The sequence below is a fragment of the Cognatundibacterium oligocarboniphilum genome, assembly GCF_013377855.1.
In the GTDB taxonomy this organism is placed as follows: domain Bacteria; phylum Pseudomonadota; class Gammaproteobacteria; order Burkholderiales; family Burkholderiaceae_D; genus Undibacterium; species Undibacterium oligocarboniphilum.
In genome coordinates this window covers 13,376-32,891 of sequence record NZ_JABXYJ010000003.1, presented here as the reverse complement: position 1 = coordinate 32,891, position 19,516 = coordinate 13,376, and the positions used below count along the sequence as shown (strand labels likewise).

At 52.5% G+C, this 19,516-nt stretch carries 21 protein-coding genes; 18 read left to right on the top strand and 3 right to left on the bottom strand.

The window, feature by feature from the left end; genetic code table 11:
- Nucleotides 1–48: 48 nt before the first annotated feature.
- Complete coding sequence (locus HV832_RS05470; RefSeq protein ID WP_176802566.1) at nt 49–1,290, bottom strand: CaiB/BaiF CoA transferase family protein; 1,242 nt, start codon at nt 1,288–1,290, stop codon at nt 49–51.
- Nucleotides 1,291–1,348: 58 nt separating this feature from the next.
- Here HV832_RS05470 and ugpQ point away from each other — a divergent pair, with 58 nt between their 5' ends.
- From ugpQ to HV832_RS05430, 8 genes are all read left to right on the top strand, one after another.
- Nucleotides 1,349–2,095, top strand: coding sequence for a glycerophosphodiester phosphodiesterase (ugpQ, locus tag HV832_RS05465; protein ID WP_176802896.1), 747 nt, complete (start codon nt 1,349–1,351; stop codon nt 2,093–2,095).
- A gap of 136 nt (nt 2,096–2,231) precedes the next feature.
- Nucleotides 2,232–4,844 carry an alanine--tRNA ligase gene (alaS, locus tag HV832_RS05460; RefSeq protein ID WP_176802565.1) on the top strand — a complete coding sequence of 871 codons (2,613 nt, stop codon included), beginning with the start codon at nt 2,232–2,234 and terminating at the stop codon, nt 4,842–4,844.
- Nucleotides 4,841–5,359 carry a GNAT family N-acetyltransferase gene (locus tag HV832_RS05455; protein WP_176802564.1) on the top strand — a complete coding sequence of 173 codons (519 nt, stop codon included), beginning with the start codon at nt 4,841–4,843 and terminating at the stop codon, nt 5,357–5,359. The genes alaS and HV832_RS05455 overlap by 4 nt, the downstream gene beginning before the upstream one ends.
- Nucleotides 5,356–5,880 (top strand): NUDIX domain-containing protein, encoded by a 525-nt coding sequence (locus tag HV832_RS05450; protein ID WP_176802895.1) that lies wholly within the window; start codon nt 5,356–5,358, stop codon nt 5,878–5,880. The genes HV832_RS05455 and HV832_RS05450 overlap by 4 nt, the downstream gene beginning before the upstream one ends.
- 178 nt (nt 5,881–6,058) lie before the next feature.
- Nucleotides 6,059–6,286, top strand: a complete 228-nt coding sequence (locus tag HV832_RS05445) for a sulfurtransferase TusA family protein (RefSeq protein WP_176802563.1) — start codon at nt 6,059–6,061, stop codon at nt 6,284–6,286.
- 435 nt (nt 6,287–6,721) lie between these two features.
- Nucleotides 6,722–7,474 carry an electron transfer flavoprotein subunit beta/FixA family protein gene (locus tag HV832_RS05440; protein WP_176802562.1) on the top strand — a complete coding sequence of 251 codons (753 nt, stop codon included), beginning with the start codon at nt 6,722–6,724 and terminating at the stop codon, nt 7,472–7,474.
- A gap of 103 nt (nt 7,475–7,577) precedes the next feature.
- The gene (locus HV832_RS05435; protein WP_176802561.1) at nt 7,578–8,510 is read left to right on the top strand and encodes an electron transfer flavoprotein subunit alpha/FixB family protein; all 933 of its coding nucleotides are present in this window, start codon (nt 7,578–7,580) and stop codon (nt 8,508–8,510) included.
- Between the two features lie 138 nt (nt 8,511–8,648).
- The gene (locus tag HV832_RS05430; RefSeq protein WP_176802560.1) at nt 8,649–10,439 is read left to right on the top strand and encodes an acyl-CoA dehydrogenase; all 1,791 of its coding nucleotides are present in this window, start codon (nt 8,649–8,651) and stop codon (nt 10,437–10,439) included.
- Nucleotides 10,440–10,526: 87 nt separating this feature from the next.
- Here HV832_RS05430 and HV832_RS05425 read toward each other — a convergent pair whose 3' ends face one another.
- On the bottom strand, nt 10,527–10,937 hold the full coding sequence (locus HV832_RS05425; RefSeq protein WP_176802559.1) for an NINE protein: 411 nt from the start codon (nt 10,935–10,937) through the stop codon (nt 10,527–10,529).
- Between the two features lie 170 nt (nt 10,938–11,107).
- Here HV832_RS05425 and rpsP point away from each other — a divergent pair, with 170 nt between their 5' ends.
- From rpsP to HV832_RS05385, 8 genes are all read left to right on the top strand, one after another.
- Complete coding sequence (gene rpsP / locus HV832_RS05420; protein ID WP_176802558.1) at nt 11,108–11,359, top strand: 30S ribosomal protein S16; 252 nt, start codon at nt 11,108–11,110, stop codon at nt 11,357–11,359.
- A 14-nt stretch (nt 11,360–11,373) separates the two neighbouring features.
- Nucleotides 11,374–11,916: a ribosome maturation factor RimM gene (gene rimM / locus HV832_RS05415; protein WP_176802557.1), complete on the top strand. Its 543-nt coding sequence runs from the start codon at nt 11,374–11,376 to the stop codon at nt 11,914–11,916.
- Between the two features lie 23 nt (nt 11,917–11,939).
- Complete coding sequence (gene trmD / locus HV832_RS05410) at nt 11,940–12,674, top strand: tRNA (guanosine(37)-N1)-methyltransferase TrmD (RefSeq protein ID WP_176802556.1); 735 nt, start codon at nt 11,940–11,942, stop codon at nt 12,672–12,674.
- Between the two features lie 131 nt (nt 12,675–12,805).
- Nucleotides 12,806–13,189 (top strand): 50S ribosomal protein L19, encoded by a 384-nt coding sequence (gene rplS / locus HV832_RS05405; RefSeq protein WP_176802555.1) that lies wholly within the window; start codon nt 12,806–12,808, stop codon nt 13,187–13,189.
- Between the two features lie 88 nt (nt 13,190–13,277).
- A complete protein-coding gene (locus HV832_RS05400; protein ID WP_176802554.1) occupies nt 13,278–13,946 on the top strand; it encodes a CoA pyrophosphatase in 669 nt (222 codons plus the stop codon).
- A gap of 154 nt (nt 13,947–14,100) precedes the next feature.
- Nucleotides 14,101–15,051: a CobD/CbiB family protein gene (locus HV832_RS05395; RefSeq protein ID WP_176802553.1), complete on the top strand. Its 951-nt coding sequence runs from the start codon at nt 14,101–14,103 to the stop codon at nt 15,049–15,051.
- A gap of 102 nt (nt 15,052–15,153) precedes the next feature.
- Entirely contained in the window at nt 15,154–16,215 is a 1,062-nt protein-coding gene (locus HV832_RS05390) for an acyltransferase family protein (RefSeq protein ID WP_176802552.1), read from the top strand.
- A 291-nt stretch (nt 16,216–16,506) separates the two neighbouring features.
- Nucleotides 16,507–16,848, top strand: coding sequence for a DUF3579 domain-containing protein (locus HV832_RS05385; RefSeq protein ID WP_176802551.1), 342 nt, complete (start codon nt 16,507–16,509; stop codon nt 16,846–16,848).
- Between the two features lie 49 nt (nt 16,849–16,897).
- On the opposite strand, the gene HV832_RS05380 is transcribed toward HV832_RS05385, so the two are convergent.
- On the bottom strand, nt 16,898–17,836 hold the full coding sequence (locus tag HV832_RS05380) for a LysR family transcriptional regulator (protein ID WP_176802550.1): 939 nt from the start codon (nt 17,834–17,836) through the stop codon (nt 16,898–16,900).
- A 93-nt stretch (nt 17,837–17,929) separates the two neighbouring features.
- On the opposite strand from HV832_RS05380, the gene HV832_RS05375 reads away from it, so the two are divergent.
- Both HV832_RS05375 and HV832_RS05370 read left to right on the top strand, forming a co-directional pair.
- Nucleotides 17,930–18,664: a histidine phosphatase family protein gene (locus HV832_RS05375; protein ID WP_176802549.1), complete on the top strand. Its 735-nt coding sequence runs from the start codon at nt 17,930–17,932 to the stop codon at nt 18,662–18,664.
- A gap of 36 nt (nt 18,665–18,700) precedes the next feature.
- A complete protein-coding gene (locus tag HV832_RS05370; RefSeq protein WP_317889311.1) occupies nt 18,701–19,468 on the top strand; it encodes an SDR family oxidoreductase in 768 nt (255 codons plus the stop codon).
- Nucleotides 19,469–19,516: the final 48 nt, after the last annotated feature.

The window sequence follows — 19,516 nt, the reverse complement described above, 5'->3', positions numbered from 1 at the left end:
AGGGCTGAGCCGCACTGATGCGCCCTTGTGCACGCAATTGCAGGCGACTCAGATAATTTTTTTCGATCTGAGTTCGTCCAGTTTAGCGTCATCATAAGCCAGCAGCTGATGCAATACCTCGTCTGTATGTTGACCCAGCAACGGCGGGGCGTCGCGGTAGCTGACCGGTGTTGCGGATAATTTCATGGGGCTGGCAACCAGATTCACGGAGCTTGCCTCCGGATGTGGCAGCTTGATTTTCATGCCGCGCGCCTGCACCTGCGGATCTTCAAACACCTCGTTGATGCGGTTGATCGGGCCGCAGGGAACGCCTGCTGCTTCCAATAATGCAATCCATTCCGGTTTGCTTTTCTTTTTGACCATTTCTGCCAGCAAAGGTACCAGCGTGTCGCGATTCTGCACCCGTTGCGGATTGGTATTGAAACGGGGATCGTCGGCCAGTTCAGGTTGCCCGCCTGCCTGTACGAATTTTCTGTATTGGCCGTCATTTCCGGCAGCGACGATGATATGACCGTCGGATGTGGCGAAGGTTTGGTAGGGCACGATATTGGCATGTGCATTACCCCAGCGCACAGGCACTTTTTCATTACACAAGTAATTCATGTTCATGTTCGCCAGCATCGCAACCTGCACATCCAGCAGTGCCATGTCGATATACTGGCCTTCGCCGGTGCGGTCGCGGTGGGTCAGTGCAGTCAGAACTGCGATGGTGGCATACATGCCTGTCATCAGATCGGCAATGGCTACTCCGGCTTTCTGCGGACCGCCACCTGGCAGGTCGTCCCGTTCACCGGTCAGCGACATGAAGCCGCCCATGCCCTGCACGATGAAGTCGTAGCCGGCACGGTGGGCGTAGGGGCCGTCCTGACCAAAGCCGGTGATCGAACAATAAATCAGATCGGGTTTCAGCTGTTTCAGCGATGCGTAATCCAGTTCGTATTTTTTGAGCTGGCCGACTTTGTAATTTTCGAGCACGATATCGGATTGCATCGCCAGTTCGCGGATAATCTGCTGCCCTTCCGGGCTTGCGATGTCGACAGTGACCGAGCGCTTATTCCGGTTGGCGGCCAGATAGTATGCCGCTTCCGTGGTATCGTTACCGTCAGCATCGCGCAGGTAGGGTGGTCCCCAACTGCGGGTGTCATCGCCGCAGCCGGGGCGTTCGACTTTGATGACTTCCGCTCCCAGATCGGCCAGATTTTGCGCGCACCAGGGACCTGCCAGCACGCGCGTCAGATCGAGTATGCGCAGATGCCCTAAAGCAGTTTTCTGTGAAGTTGCTGTACTCATTTTCGGTAACCCTTTTTTGAATTATTGTGTATGACGAATTGCGATCAGAGAGAGCATGATGTGGCCTTATCCTAAAGTTCTTGCACACCGCGGCGGCGGCATCCTGGCGCCGGAAAATACCATCGCGGCGCTGCGTTGCGGTCTGGCGCAAGGGTTTCATGCTGTGGAATTTGATGTCATGTTATCAAAGGATGAGGTTCCTGTGCTGATGCATGATTGTGAATTTGGTCGCACGCTGGCCGGAACCGGTAGTGTTGCGGGCAGTACAGCAGAAGCGTTGACGGCCATGGATGCAGGCAGCTGGTTTGGTGCCGAATTTGCAGGAGAGCCGGTGCCGTTGTTTGAAGATGCCGTCGCATTTTGCCGGCATCACGATATCTGGATGAATGTGGAAATCAAACCGGTACCCGGCATGGAGGCGCTGACCGGAGGCGTGGTTGCCGGCTGCTGCGCATCCTTGTTTGCGGATGTCGCGGTCAGCGATGCCGGGCGCTTGCCGCTGTTGTCGTCCTTTTCCGTCACTGCGCTCAAGGCAGCAAAGGCCGCCGCTCCTGCATTGCCACGTGGCTGGCTGACGGAGCGCATCACTCCGGACTGGAAAAGCCAGTGTCAGGAACTGGGCGTCCGTGCCCTGCATACGAACCATGCATCGCTGACGCCGGATCTGGTGCGGCAGATCAAAGATGCCGGTTATGGATTGTTCTGTTACACCGTCAACGACCCGCAAAGAGCTTCGGAACTGTTGCGCTGGGGTGTGGACGCGTTCTGTACCGACCGGCTGGATCTGATTCCGGCAGATTTCTGATAAGCGACGACAGGGTATTTTGCTGTTTTTGCAATCAATATCGCCATTCACTGTACGTGCTCGATGCGGGCTGCTGTCGCGCAGGTTTTATACCGTATAATCAGAAGTTATCTTTTTAAGCTCTGATCTCTCTTCTATGAACTCGTCCGAAATCCGCGATAAATTCCTCAGCTTTTTCGAATCCAAAGGTCATACGCGCGTGCGTTCGTCCAGTCTGATTCCCGGTAATGACCCAACCTTGCTGTTCACCAACTCAGGCATGGTGCAGTTTAAAGATGTATTTCTCGGTCAGGATAAGCGTGCGTATAGCCGCGCTACTACGGCGCAGCGCAGTGTGCGTGCCGGCGGTAAACATAACGATCTGGAAAACGTCGGCTATACCGCGCGTCACCATACGTTCTTTGAAATGCTGGGTAATTTTTCGTTCGGTGATTATTTCAAAAAAGATGCGATCCATTACGCATGGGAATTGCTGACCACGGTTTATAAATTACCGGCGGATAAACTCACAGTTACCGTGTATCAGGAGGATGACGAAGCCTACGATATCTGGAAAAATGAAATCGGCGTGCCGGTTGAACGCATCATCCGTATTGGCGACAACAAGGGCGCACGCTACGCTTCCGATAATTTCTGGCAGATGGCCGATACCGGCCCTTGCGGTCCTTGTACCGAGATTTTCTACGATCACGGTCCGGAAATCTGGGGCGGCCCCCCGGGATCGGCAGAAGAAGATGGCGATCGTTTCATCGAAATCTGGAATCTGGTGTTCATGCAGTTCAATAAAGATGAAGCGGGCGTGCTGCATCCGTTGCCGAAGCCATGCGTCGATACCGGCATGGGGTTGGAGCGTTTGTCGGCTGTGCTGCAGCATGTACATTCGAACTATGAAATCGATACTTTCCAGAATCTGATCAAGGCGGCTGCGCGAGAAACCGGTTGCACCGATCTGGGCAACAACTCACTGAAAGTAATTGCAGATCATATCCGCTGCGCAGGTTTCCTGATCGTGGATGGTGTGATTCCCGGCAATGAGGGGCGTGGTTATGTGCTGCGCCGCATTACCCGCCGTGCATTGCGCCATGGCCATAAGCTGGGACAGAGCCAGCCGTTTTTCTACAGGCTGGTGGCTGATCTGGTGCGCGAAATGGGCGGCGCTTACCCTGAGCTGGCCGAAGCCGCAGAACGCGTTGCGCAGGTCATCCGTCAGGAAGAAGAGCGTTTTGGCGAGACGCTGGAAAACGGTATGAAAATCCTGGAAGCTGCGCTGGCAAAAGACGGAAAAAATCTGGATGGCGACACCGCTTTTACATTGTATGACACCTATGGTTTCCCGCTTGATCTGACAGCAGATATCTGCCGCGAACGCAATGTGTCGCTGGATGAGGCCGGCTTCAATGCTGCAATGGAATTGCAGCGTAAAAAGGCACGCGAAGGCGGAAAATTCAAGATGGCCGCGGCTATTGAATATATTGGTGACAAGACCCGGTTTGTCGGCTACGAGCAGTTGCAGCATGAGGCGAAAATCGTTGCCCTGTATGTTGAAGGCAGCCCGGTAAATGAAGTCCAGGCAGGCCAGTATGCGATTGTGGTGCTGGATACGACCCCGTTTTATGCCGAATCCGGTGGTCAGTGCGGCGACTCCGGTGTACTGACCGGTAATGGCGGCGCAGTTTTTGAGGTCAGCGATACCCAGAAAATCCAGGCCGATGTTTTCGGTCATCATGGTGTTCTGCAATCCGGCAAGCTGACCATTGTGCAAAGCGTGAAAGCAGAAGTCGCCGGCGAAGTGCGCGCGCAAACAATGCGCAATCACTCTGCTACACATCTGATGCATAAAGCCTTGCGCGAAGTGCTGGGTAGCCACGTAGCTCAAAAAGGCTCGCTGGTGGATGCGGATAAAACCCGTTTCGATTTTAGTCACACGGCACCGATGACCGCTGGTGAAATCCGTCAGGTAGAGCAGATCGTGAATCGCGAAATTCTGGCAAATGCCGCCACCTCTGCCCAACTGATGGCCTTTGATGATGCGGTCAAGCATGGAGCAATGGCATTGTTCGGCGAAAAATACGGCGACGAAGTCCGCGTGCTGGATATCGGCTCTTCGCGCGAGCTGTGCGGCGGCACCCATGTGGCCCGCACCGGCGATATCGGTCTTTTCAAAATTGTGGCTGAAAGCGGTGTTGCAGCAGGCATCCGCCGGGTAGAGGCAGTGACAGGTGAAGTGGCGCTGACGCTGGTTCAGACGCAGAGTAATCGCATCAATGAGGCTGCTGCAGCGCTGAAAGCGCAACCGGAAGAGTTAACCCAGCGTATTGTCCAGGTACAGGAACACGTGAAGTCGCTGGAGAAAGAACTGGCCGCACTGAAATCCCGGCTGGCATCGAATCAGGGTGACGAGTTGCTTGCTCAGGCTGTTGATGTCAAGGGCATCAAGGTACTGGCGGCAATGCTGGACGGTGCAGATGTGAATGCGTTGCGCGAGACGATGGATAAGCTCAAAGACAAACTGAAAACGGCAGCAATCGTTCTGGCGGCAGTCAATGATGGTAAGGTCAGTCTGATTGCCGGTGTTACCGCTGACAGCATTTCCCGTCTGAAAGCCGGCGATCTGGTGAATTTTGTGGCCCAGCAGGTTGGCGGTAAAGGTGGCGGGCGTCCAGACATGGCGCAGGCTGGCGGCACCGATCCATCCGGCCTCGCTGCGGCATTGGCCGGTGTGACTGACTGGGTTCACGGCAGGGTATGATCCATATCCGTCGCGCAGAAGTTTCTGATGCGGCCCAGATTCAGCGGGTCTATGCAAGTTCCGGCACGTATGGCGGAACCTTGCAAGTGCCGCATCCTTCCGTCGAGATGTGGCAGGAGCGGCTGAAAAATCTGGATGCAAAAGATATCATGCTGGTGGCATTGTGCGACGGCGTGATTGTTGGTAATGCGGTCTTGCACCTGGAGCAGAAACAGCGGCGGGCGCATGCGGCAACGCTGGGAATGGGCGTTGCCGATGCGTTTGCGGGGCGTGGCGTCGGAAGCGCCTTGTTGCAAGAGCTGATTCAGCTGGCTGACCTGTGGCTGAATATTCTCAGGATTGAGCTGATCGTTTTTTGTGACAACGCAGCAGCGATCCATCTGTATCAGAAATTCGGTTTCCAGATCGAGGGGACGCACCGCGCTCATGCTTTGCGGCACGGTGTTTTTGCCGATACATACTCCATGGCCAGACTGCATCCGGATCAGCCGACGATTAAGCAGGGCGGCTGCTGATGGAATTCCGCTTTTGTCCGGTCTGCGCTACGGAACTGATTAAGCGTCCGGATGACGCCGACATGGACCGGCTGCGACTGACATGCCCTGATGGACATTGGACGCATTGGGATAATCCTCTGCCTGTGCTTGCTGCGCTGGTGGAAATTGACGGCAGAATTCTGTTGGCACGCAATGCGGCCTGGCCAGAAAAAACGTTTGCACTCATTACCGGATTCATGGAGCGCGGTGAAACGCCGGAGCAGGGAATCGCACGCGAACTGAAAGAAGAAACCAATCTTGATGCACAGCACATCAACCTGATTGGCGTTTATGAGTTCATTGAAAAAAACGAAGTGATTATCGCCTATCATGTCAGAGCCGATGGTGAAATTCGTCTGTCTCAGGAGTTGGTGGAATATCGGCTGATTGAACCGGAGAAACTTCGCCCCTGGAATGCCGGAACCGGATATGCCATGGCAGACTGGATGCGTTCCCGCGGTCTGGAGCCTGAAATGATCAGTTGGGGTTTTGCGGAGTGATCTGTGGAGCGCGGGAAAACCAGGTGCTTTGCCCTATTGCTATGCAAAAAATTATCGGAAAAATAACGAAGTGTTGTTAGTGTGTTGCGTTGCACCATCCTAATGAAATTTCCGGTAGAATTGGTGCATTGATGTTTTTGCGGACGGTCTTATGCTCTCTGCTGCTACAGGAAAAATCATGCAATTCAATAAAGAACTGGATGCCCGTGGACTGAATTGTCCATTGCCTATTCTGAAAACCAAAAAAGCCCTGGCAGAAATGATTACTGGTGAAGTTTTGCATGTACTGGCCACCGATCCGGGTTCGGTCAGAGATTTCAAGGCGTTTTCCAAGCAGACGGGCAATGAGTTATTGTCCCACCTCGAAAGCAGTAACGAATTTGAGTACTTCATCAAGCGCAAATAAGGTTCCTGAATTGACCGGCGCTGATTTGGCTGGAAAATAAAAAACCCGCTCCGGCGGGTTTTTTATTGGTGTATCCGGCAGCAGACGGCGATTTACCCCGTAAAATCAAAGTACTGTGTGTCGCAAGCTGTGTCGATTAGGTATTCAGTTCTACACAGAATACCGACAAAAAAGGAACGATCGTGCTAAATTGTGTAAAAACCGCTTCATTTCGATTTATAATCACTTTGATTTACGTATACGTCAATTCACGCAACAATACCCACAAGGTCTGAATTTGCCTGATTGACGGGTTAGATAAAGCTGAATAGCGCAAACGGTTCGGTGCATCAGGTCGGGCGCACAATGACGGCGTGTCGCAACAGATTGAACAAACATTGAAGTATATTCCGCAACATTTACTGTATTCCCTCATTAGCTCATAAAGGCAGAACTATGAAAGTCCTGGTACCAGTCAAACGAGTAGTTGATTACAACGTCAAAGTACGTGTCAAATCCGATGGCACAGGCGTGGATATCGCTAACGTCAAAATGTCGATGAATCCTTTCGATGAAATCGCCGTGGAAGAAGCAACACGCCTGAAAGAAGCTGGTGTCGTGACGGAAGTCGTGGCTGTGTCTTGTGGTGTGGCGCAGTGCCAGGAAACATTGCGTACTGCAATGGCGATCGGCGCAGATCGCGGCATTCTGGTTGAAACCGATGCTGAACTGCAACCGCTGGCGGTGGCAAAATTGCTTAAGGCACTGGCTGATAAAGAGCAGCCGCAATTGATCATTCTGGGTAAGCAGGCGATTGATGACGACTGCAATCAGACCGGCCAGATGCTGGCAGCCTTGCTGGGCTGGCCACAAGCGACTTTCGCATCGAAAGTGACTGTCGCTGACGGTAAGGCAACCGTTACGCGTGAAGTGGACGGCGGTCTGGAAACCGTTGCGCTGACTTTGCCTGCGATCGTGACAACGGACTTGCGTCTGAATGAGCCGCGCTATGTGACTCTGCCTAACATCATGAAAGCGAAGAAGAAGCAGCTCGATAACGTCAAACCAGCTGATTTAGATGTGGACGTTGCTTCCCGCGTCAAAACATTGAAAGTGACTGAACCAGCAAAACGCAGCGCAGGTATTGTGGTTCCTGACGTGGCGACTTTGGTTTCCAAACTGAAAAACGAAGCAAAGGTCATTGGTTGATTAGCTGATTGCAGCTGATTCATTGACGGATTGCTTTATCACATCTTATTTACAAATTTCTTCACCAGATCGCAAGCTGGTGATTTATTAAGTGGAAAACATCATGACTACACTCGTCATCGCTGAACACGACAACGCTGGCCTCAAGGGCAGCACTTTGAATACCGTTACTGCCGCGACCCAATGCGGCGGCGATGTGCATGTACTGGTTGCTGGCTCGAATGCTGGCGCGGCAGCGGCGGCAGCGGCACAGATCGCTGGCGTCAGCAAGGTATTGCATGCCGACGCAGCGCATTTTGCTGATGGCCTGGCAGAAAACGTGGCTGAACAGGTATTGGCTGTGGCTGCTGGTTATAGCCACATTCTGGCACCGGCAACTGCTTACGGCAAAAATATTTTGCCGCGCGTCGCCGCTAAACTCGACGTATCGCAAATTTCTGAAATCACTAAAATCGACTCTCCAGACACGTTCGAGCGCCCGATTTATGCAGGCAATGCGATTGCTACTGTGCAATCTACCGATGCAGTCAAAGTAATCACTGTTCGTACTACAGGTTTTGATGCTGCTGCTGCAACGGGTGGTTCTGCCCCTGTTGACGTAATTGCCGCCGTTGCTGATTCCGGTAAATCAGCTTTCGTTTCCCGTGAAGTCGCCAAGTCTGACCGCCCTGAGCTGACTGCTGCGAAAATCATCGTTTCCGGTGGTCGCGGTATGGGTTCTGCCGATGCATTCAAAGTACTCGAGCCATTGGCAGACAAGCTCGGCGCAGCGATGGGTGCATCCCGCGCTGCGGTGGATGCAGGCTTTGTTCCTAACGACTGGCAAGTCGGTCAGACTGGTAAGATTGTTGCTCCGCAACTGTATATCGCGGTCGGTATTTCAGGCGCGATTCAGCATCTGGCAGGGATGAAAGATTCCAAAACGATCGTCGCCATTAACAAAGATCCGGAAGCACCGATTTTCTCTGTTGCTGATTACGGTATTGTTGGTGATCTGTTTGAAATCGTGCCACAGCTGATTGCTGAATTAGGCTGATTTCATTGAATTTTCGGGCCGTTACATGGCCCTGACTGGACAGAATGAGTGGTTTGTCGCGCCATTGACAGCAGTGTTTTTGTTGTTGTGACACATTGCTGATTCTGTCCTTTTTCTTTTCTATTTTTAGGAAATGCCATGACTTATGTCGCACCTGTGAAAGATATGCTGTTCGCGATCAATGAACTCGCTGGTTTGTCGGAAGTGAATGCTTTGCCCGGTTGTGAAGACGCTACGCCTGAAACGGTTGAGGCGGTGCTGGAAGAAAATGCCAAATTTGCGGGCGAAGTGGTCGCGCCGTTGAATTGGGAAGGCGATAAAGCACCGAGTTACTGGCAGGACGGGCAGGTATTTACCACCAAAGGCTTCAAGGAAGCATTCAAGATGTTCGGTGAGGCAGGCTGGCAGGGTGTGCAGCATCCGCAGGAGTTTGGCGGACAGGGTTTGCCGAAGCTGGTCGCAACACCGTGTATCGAAATGCTGAACTCGGCCAGTATTTCATTCGCACTCTGCCCATTGCTGACCGACGGCGCTATTGAGGCTTTGCTGACTGCTGGCAGCGATGAACAAAAAGCGATTTATCTGGAAAATCTGATTTCCGGTAAATGGACCGGCACCATGAATCTGACTGAGCCACAAGCTGGCTCCGATCTGGCGATGGTGCGCAGCCGCGCTGTTCCTCAGGGTGATGGCACATACAAAATTTTCGGTACCAAGATTTTCATCACTTATGGTGAGCACGATATGGCAGAAAATATCGTCCATCTGGTGCTGGCACGCACACCGGATGCGCCGGAAGGCGTGAAGGGCATTTCCCTGTTTATCGTACCGAAATTCCTTGTCAATGCTGATGGTAGTCTGGGGGCGCGTAATGATGCGCACTGCGTATCGATTGAGCATAAGCTGGGTATCAAAGCCAGCCCGACAGCGGTACTGCAATTTGGTGATAACGGCGGTGCGATAGGCACGCTGGTCGGTGAAGAAAACCGCGGCCTGGAATACATGTTCATCATGATGAATGCGGCACGTTTCGGCGTGGGTATGCAAGGTATCGGTGTGGCGGAACGTGCTTATCAAAAAGCGGTACAGTACGCCAAAGACCGTATCCAGTCGCGTGATCTGGCGGGCTCTGCCGGCCCTGTGGCGATCATCAATCATCCGGATGTGCGCCGCATGCTGATGTCTATGCGTGCGCAGACCGAAGGCGCGCGCGCATTGGCGTACGTGGCAGCCGGCTTGAGTGATATTGCTCATCACCATGCAGACGAAGCGACTCGCAAAGCAAATCAGGCTGTGTACGAATATCTGGTTCCTATCGTGAAAGGCTGGTCGACTGAAATGTCGCTGGATGTGACATCAACAGGTGTGCAGGTGCATGGCGGCATGGGTTTCATTGAGGAAACCGGTGCGGCACAGCATTACCGTGATGCCAAAATTCTGACGATTTACGAAGGGACGACAGCAATTCAGGCGAATGATCTGGTCGGGCGTAAAACGGCGCGTGATGGCGGCGCGACGGCAAGAGCATTGATTGCCCATATCCGTGAAACAGAAGTGGCACTGGCGGCGACAAATCAGCCTGAATTACTGGCGATCCAGAAGCAGTTGGCGGCGGGTTCTGCTGCACTGGAAGAGGTCGTTACTTATGTTGTTGCGAATTTCAAGCAGGACATCAAGGGCGTCTTCGCCGGCAGCGTGCCTTACCTGAAGCTGGCGGGGATTGTGCTGGGCGGCTGGCAGATGGCGCGTGCAGCATTGATTGCACAGCAAAAACTGCAATCGGGCGACGGTGATAAAGCTTTTTATCAGGCAAAAATTACGACAGCGCGTTTTTTTGCTGACCATATCTTGTCTGCTGCGCAAGGATTACGTTCTGCGATCGTTGATGGCAGTGCCGGTGTGCTGGCTTTGCCGGAAGATATGTTCTGAATCTGCAATACAGTGAAATGGCCCGGTAATTTGCCAGGCCATTTTTTTATTTAATATCACTCACAGGCAGGCGTTGCCTGTCGCGGTTCAGCCGTAAGCACCACCTGTGTAAAGCAAGTCGAAAGCGCGGGCTATTACCGCAATCAGTGCCGTGGCGCCCAAGCCGGTTGTCAGTACCAGTAGCAATGCCAGCGGCCACGAGGAATGATTGGTTCGACCGGATACCGGATTATGACGGTGGTCCCATTTTTCATCGGGCGTGAGACCGGCTACTAACGCTTCGAGAAGCGCTGCAAAGAAAGATAATAGCAGCGGACTGTAGGTCAGCAGGACGGGCCATCCGAAAAAATAATGGCTCCACAACAGTGATAGCGGCAAGCTGGCGAAGTGTAACCAGGCCCACGGATCGCGCTTGCCTTCAAGGTAAAAACGGTGAATGCCGAGGCTGCCCAGCATGACGGCTAAAAATGTTGCCAATGTTTTATTTTTATAAGTCATTTCAATTCAATCGTTGCTATCAGCAGTCTTGGGATTGTAGTTGAATCAGAGTGTTTGTGTTGAGATACACACGTTTTATGGACTGCTGCGGGATATTCCTTGCTTGTTTCTTCTGAAGCGGGCTATAATCTACAGCTTTTTCCGCGTTTAGAACATTTTTTGGAAATATTATGGTCGTTATTCGTTTAGCTCGTGGTGGTGCAAAAAAGCGCCCTTTCTACAATATCGTTGCAACTGATTCCCGCAATCGTCGCGATGGTCGTTTTATTGAGCGCATCGGTTTTTACAACCCGATCGCTTCCGGCAATGCTGAAGAAGTGCGTGTTGCAGCAGACCGTCTGGCTTACTGGCAAGGCGTTGGCGCACAGTTGTCGCCAGCAGTTGCCCGTCTGGTTGCTCAGGCTGGTAAAGCAGCAGCGTAATTGCGTCGTCGCTGATGTCGGCAGAACTGCCTGTTCCTGATGATTTAGTCCTTGTCGGACATATCTCAGGAGCGTTTGGTGTTCGTGGATGGGTGAAAATCCGTCCCTACTCGCGTGATGCAGATGCGATGTTGTCCGCTAAGAACTGGTGGGTCGACAAGCCGGAATTGCGGAGTATAGAGCGTCTCGAAGCAAAAAATCATGGCGAAGATGTTGTTGCCTGCCTGGTTGGTGTTGCTGACAGGAATGCCGCTGAGGCATTAAAGGGGGCGGTAGTCAGTATTTCCCGCAAACTCTTTCCTGCTCTGGGCAAAGATGAGTTTTACTGGGTTGATCTGCTGGGTTTGTCGGTGGAAAACCTGGAAGGCCAGTCTCTCGGCGTCGTCCGGGATCTGATGGATAACGGTGCGCACCCGATTCTGCGTGTTGCTGCTCACGATGTGCCTGAGGCCGAGTTGCATAAACATGAAATCCTGATTCCTTTTGTGGATCACTTTGTGAAGCGTGTGGATCAGGTTGCACGCACCATTCAGGTTGACTGGGGTGTTGATTATTAAGCCGGTGAAGTCAGAAGGCAGATATGCAGTTTGATGTTGTCACGCTGTTTCCCGAGATGTTCGTTGCCATTACCCAGTCGGGTGTGACGCGGCGTGCATTTGAACAGCAGAAATGCGGACTGCAATTGTGGAATCCGCGTGATTTCACAACGGATCGTCATCGTACCGTAGATGATCGTCCGTACGGTGGCGGTCCGGGTATGGTCATGCTGGCAAAACCCTTACAGGCTGCGATTCAGGCAGCAAAACAGCGTCACGCCAGTCCGTCCAGAGTTGTTTATCTGTCGCCGCAAGGACGTCCTCTGACGCATCAGCGGATCATGGAGTTTTCCGCCATGTCCGGCCTGATATTGTTGTGCGGGCGTTATGAGGCAGTTGATCAGCGCTTGCTGGATAGCTGTGTTGATGAGGAAGTCAGTCTGGGGGACTTTGTCCTCTCCGGAGGTGAGTTGCCGGCGATGGCGCTGATGGATGCTGTCATCAGGCAGATCCCTGGCGTGTTGCATGATGATGCTTCTGCAGTGGAAGACAGTTTTGTCAATGGCTTGCTGGATTGTCCGCACTATACCCGGCCCGATGTGTTTGAGGGGCAGCCGGTTCCGGCTGTTCTGATGGGTGGGAATCATGCGGAAATTCAGAAATGGCGTCGGCAGCGTTCACTGGAAGCCAGCTTGCGCAAACGTCCTGACCTGATTCAGGCGGCGCGGTCAGCAGGATTGCTTACCCGTGCCGATGAGAAGTTTTTAAGTGGTTTGTAGGTTTTCCTGTTGATTCAGGAATTAAAGCGCGTATCCGGCTGATCCGGAATACGCATGTTTAACCCCATCCTCTACCGGGCATCAGTCAGAGATTTCTGCAGCGTCGGCAAGATGGTTATCGGAGTATAAAAATGGATCTGATCCAAAAATTAGAGCAAGAAGAAATTGCTCGCCTCGGCAAAAATATCCCTGAATTCGCACCAGGTGACACAGTTGTTGTTAACGTCAACGTTGTTGAAGGTACACGCAAACGTGCACAGGCTTATGAAGGTGTTGTTATCTCCCGTCGTAACCGTGGTTTGAATTCCAACTTCATCGTCCGTAAGATTTCTTCCGGCGAAGGCGTTGAGCGTACATTCCAGTTGTACTCTCCACTGATCGCTTCGATCGAAGTCAAGCGCCGCGGTGATGTACGTCGCGCTAAGCTGTATTATCTGCGTGAGCGTTCCGGTAAATCTGCTCGTATTAAAGAGAAGTTGCCAGCACGCAAGGTTGTTGCTGCAAAAGCAGAGTAATATCTGTTATTGCCATCAAAAAAGGGATGCTCCGGCGTCCCTTTTTTTATATTGCTGATCCTCGATTATTTACCTGAGTACCCGATTCGTGAGCAAGCTGATTTTTGATCCTGAATCTTTGCCGGTTGATTCGATTGCCAATGAACCGGCCGTTGCTTCTGAGCGTCTGATGCCTGATTTTTTGCGGCAGCGGTTTTCTCATCCCCCGATATGGACGCCGGAATTCAATAACGAAGAACTGCTGGCGAAAAATAAGATATTTCGTCCGGCATCGGTACTGATTCCGATTGTGATGCGAAGTGATGAGCCGACTTTATTGCTGACGCAGCGGGCCGCACATTTGCAGCATCATGGCGGGCAGATCAGTTTTCCCGGTGGTCGGGTTGAGTTATCTGATTTGAACCCGGTAGAGACCGCATTGCGGGAAACTGAAGAGGAAGTGGGCTTGCAGCGCAAGCATGTGGAAGTGCTGGGGCGGCTGCCTGAGTATCGTACTGGCACGGGCTACGAGGTTAGTCCGGTCGTTTCTCTGGTTGCGCCGGGCTTTGATGTGATGACCGATCCGGGTGAGGTTGCATCTGTATTTGAGGTGCCGCTGTCTTTTCTGATGGATGGGCGCCACCACCAGCGCCGTGTATTTCAGATGCCGGATGGCAGCGGTCAGCGAATATTTTATGCGATGCCTTTTGATACGTATTTTATCTGGGGTGCGACAGCGGGCATGTTGCGTAATCTGTTCCATTTTCTGCGTGCCTGAGATGTCAGCACTTCTTCTGTCTGTTGATGAAATGGACTCTGCTTACCCTGTCGGTTGGAACAAAGCTTCATAATCTGTGGAAATCGGTTTACACTTGCCGCATTAGCAAATTCTTCCATGACCACTGTCAGAAACGAAGTGCGTCAGATTAATCATGACATTTATATCTATTCTGTTTGCCCTGTTGATAGAACAACTGAAGCCAATGCGTGCAGATAATCCTATCTATATGCAGATACAGGCATTGGCAAACAGAATTGAAGCATCGTTCAATGCCGGTAAAGTGAAACACGGCAGAATGGGATGGTGGCTGGTGGTTGGCTTGCTATCGGTTCCCGTTGCGCTGATTTACTGGCTTTGCCTGAGACTGAGTCCATTTGCCGCATTTGCCTGGAATGTGCTGATTGTTTACCTCACTCTGGGTTTCCGCCGTTACAGTCATTATTTCACGTCCATTCAACTGGCATTGAGTTCTGGCGATGAAGATGCTGCGCGGCGCTATCTATCGGAATGGATACACCGCGATACCAGTGACATGGATGTGTCGGAAATTTCCCGGCTGACAGTTGAACGCGCATTGATTGCCACGCACAGAAATGTGTTTGGCGTGTTTTTCTGGTTCCTGATGCCGGTCGGTCCTGCATGTGCCGTGATGTACCGTGTGGCCGAATATCTGGCCCGTGCCTGGACTGAGCCGGAGCATATGCAGAATGAGGAATTCGGCATGTATGCCGCCAGAGTCTTTTACTGGATCGACTGGATTCCTGCACGTCTGACCGCTGTCGCTTTCGCTGTGGTGGGTAATTTTGAAGATGCCGTATATTCATGGCGTAATTACGCGGATCGCTGGAGTGACGAAGCGGTCGGCATTATTTTGTCTGCCGGTGGTGGCGCACTGGGCGTACGCCTTGGCGAACCGGAAGAAAAAGCGATGGTTTTGCAGGCCGATGCCAGTGCGGTGGACGTAGACAGTCTCGACCTTGAAAGTCAGCCGGGCGGAGAAGCCTCGCCGCGTGCTTTGCAGAGTGCCGTCGGGCTGGTCTGGCGCGCTCTGTTGTTGTGGATGCTGCTGCTGTTATTACTATCCTTCGCTGTATGGATTTAAGCACTGTTTATGACAGGCAAATCCTGGCAATCCGTGTCTTTCTGTCCGGTATTTTTCCTTCGCTGCTTTTTCTGTTGCCGGTAAACAGCCAGCCGGGGCGATATGCACTCTGAGCGCTCTCTGGCGATTGATATTGCCAAAGGTCTTGGCATCATCTTCGTGGTGCTCGGCCATAACTGGCTGGTCGCCCACGAGCATGGTGAGCTGTACCGGGTGATCTTTTCCTTCCATATGCCGCTTTTTTTCTTTCTTTCAGGCGTGGTTCTGAAGAATCGCGGCACATGGCGGTCTTTTGCCATTTCCCGCAGTGAGGCTCTCCTGAAGCCGTATCTGTCCGTGCTGACCATCTGGGGGCTGACCCGTATTGTGCAGGGGAAGGCGGACTGGCTGAGCTATTTCAGCGGATTGATCTATGCGACAGGAAATACGATTGAATGGGTGCCCTTATGGTATCTGCCGCATCTGTTGCTGGCATTGTTGCTGGCAGGTGCGCTGTTGCGCCTGCCGTCGTTACGGCGTTTCGTCCGTCATGAAACTGCCGGCATCTGGCTGATGACTATTCTGTTGCTGCTGGCTGGCTGGCAAGTGCTGCAGTGGATGACGCTGCTAAATCAGCGCGACTGGTCGGCCATGAATGTGTACTTGAACGATGTACAGACCGGATTTCCGGGATTGCCCTGGAGTCTTGATGTGGTCGGCATCAGCACCGCCTTTATTCTGGCCGGTTATGCCTGTCAGGGAGCCATCTCAGGCAGCCGCTGGCAGACTGGCAGACTGATGGCTGCCCTCTGTCTGTTTATCATCCTGCATTATTTTTTTGATGAAACGATAGACCTGCATCTGCGCCATTATGGCAATCTGCTGATCTGTACGTTACAGGCTGCTTCCGGCATTTACATCGTTCTTTCTGTCTCTGCGTATTTGTCTGCATTTCCGGCGATTGCCAGGGGCGTTGGTTATATCGGCCAGGGCAGCCTGTTTATTTTGATTTTCCATTCCTGGATAGAGTGGAAAGTATTCACGCTACTGGAAAAATACGTGCACTGGAATGTCGGCAATGCCTTGGCAGGCCTGATTCTGGGAGTGGCGCTGCCGCTATTGCTATGGGCGGCGAGCAGGCGATCGGGCCTGTTGTCGGCCATGCTGCTGCCACGCAGGAAGTGATGTCTGTAATCTACGGTTTTGTTATTTCTCTTTTTATTGTTAATAACTTCTTTCAAATATCATTAAAAGTATATTTTTTTGAAATCTGAAGGCGCTTTACTATGCAGGTAAATGCGCTATATTGGATAAGTATTAACAATGTGAGTCTAATCGATGAGGCGACTGAGATTTATCTGCGCCGCAGGGTTCAGGTAAGTCTTCTATAAGATATAATACTAAGGTATTTAGAAAGCCGGGCGTCACATAATGGCATCCTGCTTTTTTCAATGTTGCTTCTAGCGAGCCGAGCACATGGCCGATTCCAAAAAAACGCATCCTCAGCAAGTCAAAGAGTTTTTCATTCAGGGGCTGACCAACGATGGAAAACAGTTTCGTCCCAGCGATTGGGCGGAGCGTCTTTGCGGCGCGATGTCCTGCTTCAGTCCGGATGGCGGACGGCATTCACATCTGCAATATTCGCCTTATGTGCGGCCGATTTTGCTGAACGGCGTTCGCTCTGTAGTGGTGAATGAGGCGATACGTGATATTGAGCCGCTGGCCTACCATTTCGTCCTGAATTTCGCCAAAGATAATAATCTGCAGATTATCGACGCCTGCCTGCTGCCGGACGCGCCTGACAAGAAAACCTCCTGACCGGCGGTACACCGCTTCCATTCACTTCTCATTGTATTGCCAGCCGTCCTCAGCTTAATGATTCTGCTGATCGTATTGCTGACGGTTCTGCGTCAAATGCCTGCATGATCTGTTCGCGCAACCAGAGATTGGCAGGATCATTATCCACATTCTGATGCCAGTACAGATAGACATCCCACGAAGGCATGTTGACTGGCAGCGGTAGAATCTGATTGTGAAACTGCTCATTGGCAATGCGGGCGTAGCCCTCTGGCATGGTCAGCAGCAGATCGGTCTGGCTGACCACCCGGCAGGCGGCAAAATAATGCTGGCAACGCAGTCGTACACGTCTTTGCAGCCCTAGTCTGCTCAGTTCAAAATCTTCCAGCCCCATTCCCTTGCGGCGTGAGCTGGCGAGAATATGCTCCGCCTGCAGATATGTTTTCAGATCAAGCTTACCTTGCACCACCGGATGATCTCGCCTGGCAAGCACGACCGTTGTGTAACGCGAAATCTGCTGACGCCGGATATCGACGGGTAAGGGGAGCAGCATATCAATCGCCACATCCAGCGTACCGGCGGCCAGTTCGCTGACCAGCTCCCGTCGTTCGACCTGGATTGCCGCCAGGTTGATCTGTGGCGCCTGCCTCGTGATACTCGTCAGCAGCGGCGGCAGGACGGTGGATTCCAGTACATCCCGCAATGCCAGGTTGAATTGCTTGCTGGCCAGCGACGGATCAAATTTACCGCTTTCGTTCAAGGTGATTTCCAGCCCGCGCAATGCCTGCCGTACCGGTTCGATCATGCTGCGCGCCAGCGGTGTTGAAACCATGTTTTGCCCTTGCCGGATAAACAGCGGATCATCAAACAACTGGCGCAGCCGGTTTAATGCATGGCTGATGGCGGGCTGCGTCAGATGCAGCTGCTGACTGGCACGGGTGACGCTGCCTTCGGTGTAGATGGCTTCGAATACCGTGAACAGATTCAGATCGACTCTTGATATATGCATGAAATTAATAATATCTGATAATAACTATTCATTTGATCAATTATAGCCACAGTCTTACACTTCAGACAAAGATGAAAGCGGAACAGGAAAAATATGGCACAGATTTATCTGGTACGGCATGGGCAGGCGTCATTTGGCAGTCAGAATTACGACCAGCTATCCGGTCTCGGGCAGACACAGGCACAACAACTGGGACGCTGGTGGGCGGAACGCGGGCTGCAGATGCAGCGCGTCGTTACAGGAGGGATGCAGCGTCATCGTCAGAGTGCGCTGGCATGCATGGCGCAGTGTGCCGGAGTGGACGAGGATCAGCTGATGACGGCAGACTGGCATACCGACACCGGATTCAATGAATACAACCACCATGAAGTGCTGGCGCGGCATGTGCCGGCCTTTGACGATCCGGCGGCAGTCAAACATTTTCTGATGCATACCCCGAACGGCAAGCAGGCATTTCAGGAGATCTTTTCAGAGGCAATCACGCGCTGGATGTCCGGCGTCTTTGATTCCGAATATACGGAAACCTGGCACCGCTTTCAGCAGCGTTGCATCCGTGCCCTGCAACACCAGATCGGGCTGGCGGACGGGGCGAAAAATATCGCCATCTTTACCTCCGGCGGCACGATTTCAGCGATTTGCCAGCATGTGCTGGGTTACCCCGATGCCAAATTTTCCGAGCTGAACTGGTCGCTGGTCAACAGTGCGGTGACGCGCCTGCATCTGCAGCCAGCCACGGCCGATAAACCGGCGCGACTGGCGCTGGCTTACCTGAATAATTTTGCACATCTCGAAGTATTGAATCATCCGCCATCGATTACCTACGTTTAACCGAAGTCTGAGCATGCCACAGCGGCAAGAGGAAAAATAATGAAAGATATGTTTGATTTAAGCGGAAAAATCGCCCTGGTGACCGGCGCCAGCCGTGGCATTGGCGAATCCATCGCCAAAACACTGGCGGCACGCGGGGCGCATGTGATCGTCTCAAGCCGCAAGGCCGATGCCTGCGAAGCCGTGGTGAGCGCGATTACCGCAGCAGGCGGCAAGGCGGAGGCGCGCGCCTGTCACATCGGTGAGATGGCGCAGATCGACGCACTGTTTGCCGATATCATCGCTACGCATGGCCGGCTGGATATCCTGGTGAATAATGCCGCTACCAATCCGCATTTCGGTCATATCACGGATACCGATGTCGGCGCATTCCAGAAAACGGTGGATGTGAATATCCGCGGTTATTTTTTCATGTGCGCTGCCGGTGCAAAGCTGATGGCGAAAAACGGCGGTGGCAGCATCATCAACGTGGCATCGGTGAATGGCGTGATTCCCGGCGCACTGCAAGGTATTTACTCGATCACCAAAGCGGCTGTCATTGCGATGACGAAATCCTTTGCTCAGGAGTGTGCTGCAATGGGCGTGCGGGTCAATGCGCTGCTGCCCGGCGCCACCGATACCAAGTTTGCTTCCGCACTGTTTCACAATCCGGTGATTCTGGAAAAAGCACTGACCCGGATTCCAATGAAACGCATTGCCGAACCGGATGAAATGGCAGGCACGGTGCTGTATCTGGCGTCGTCCGCATCCAGTTACACCACCGGTGCCTGTATCAATGTTGACGGCGGTTATCTGGTCAGCTGAAAGAGTTTGAACACGCAGACCGGCGCTGCTTTCACGTTCCGGATTTCA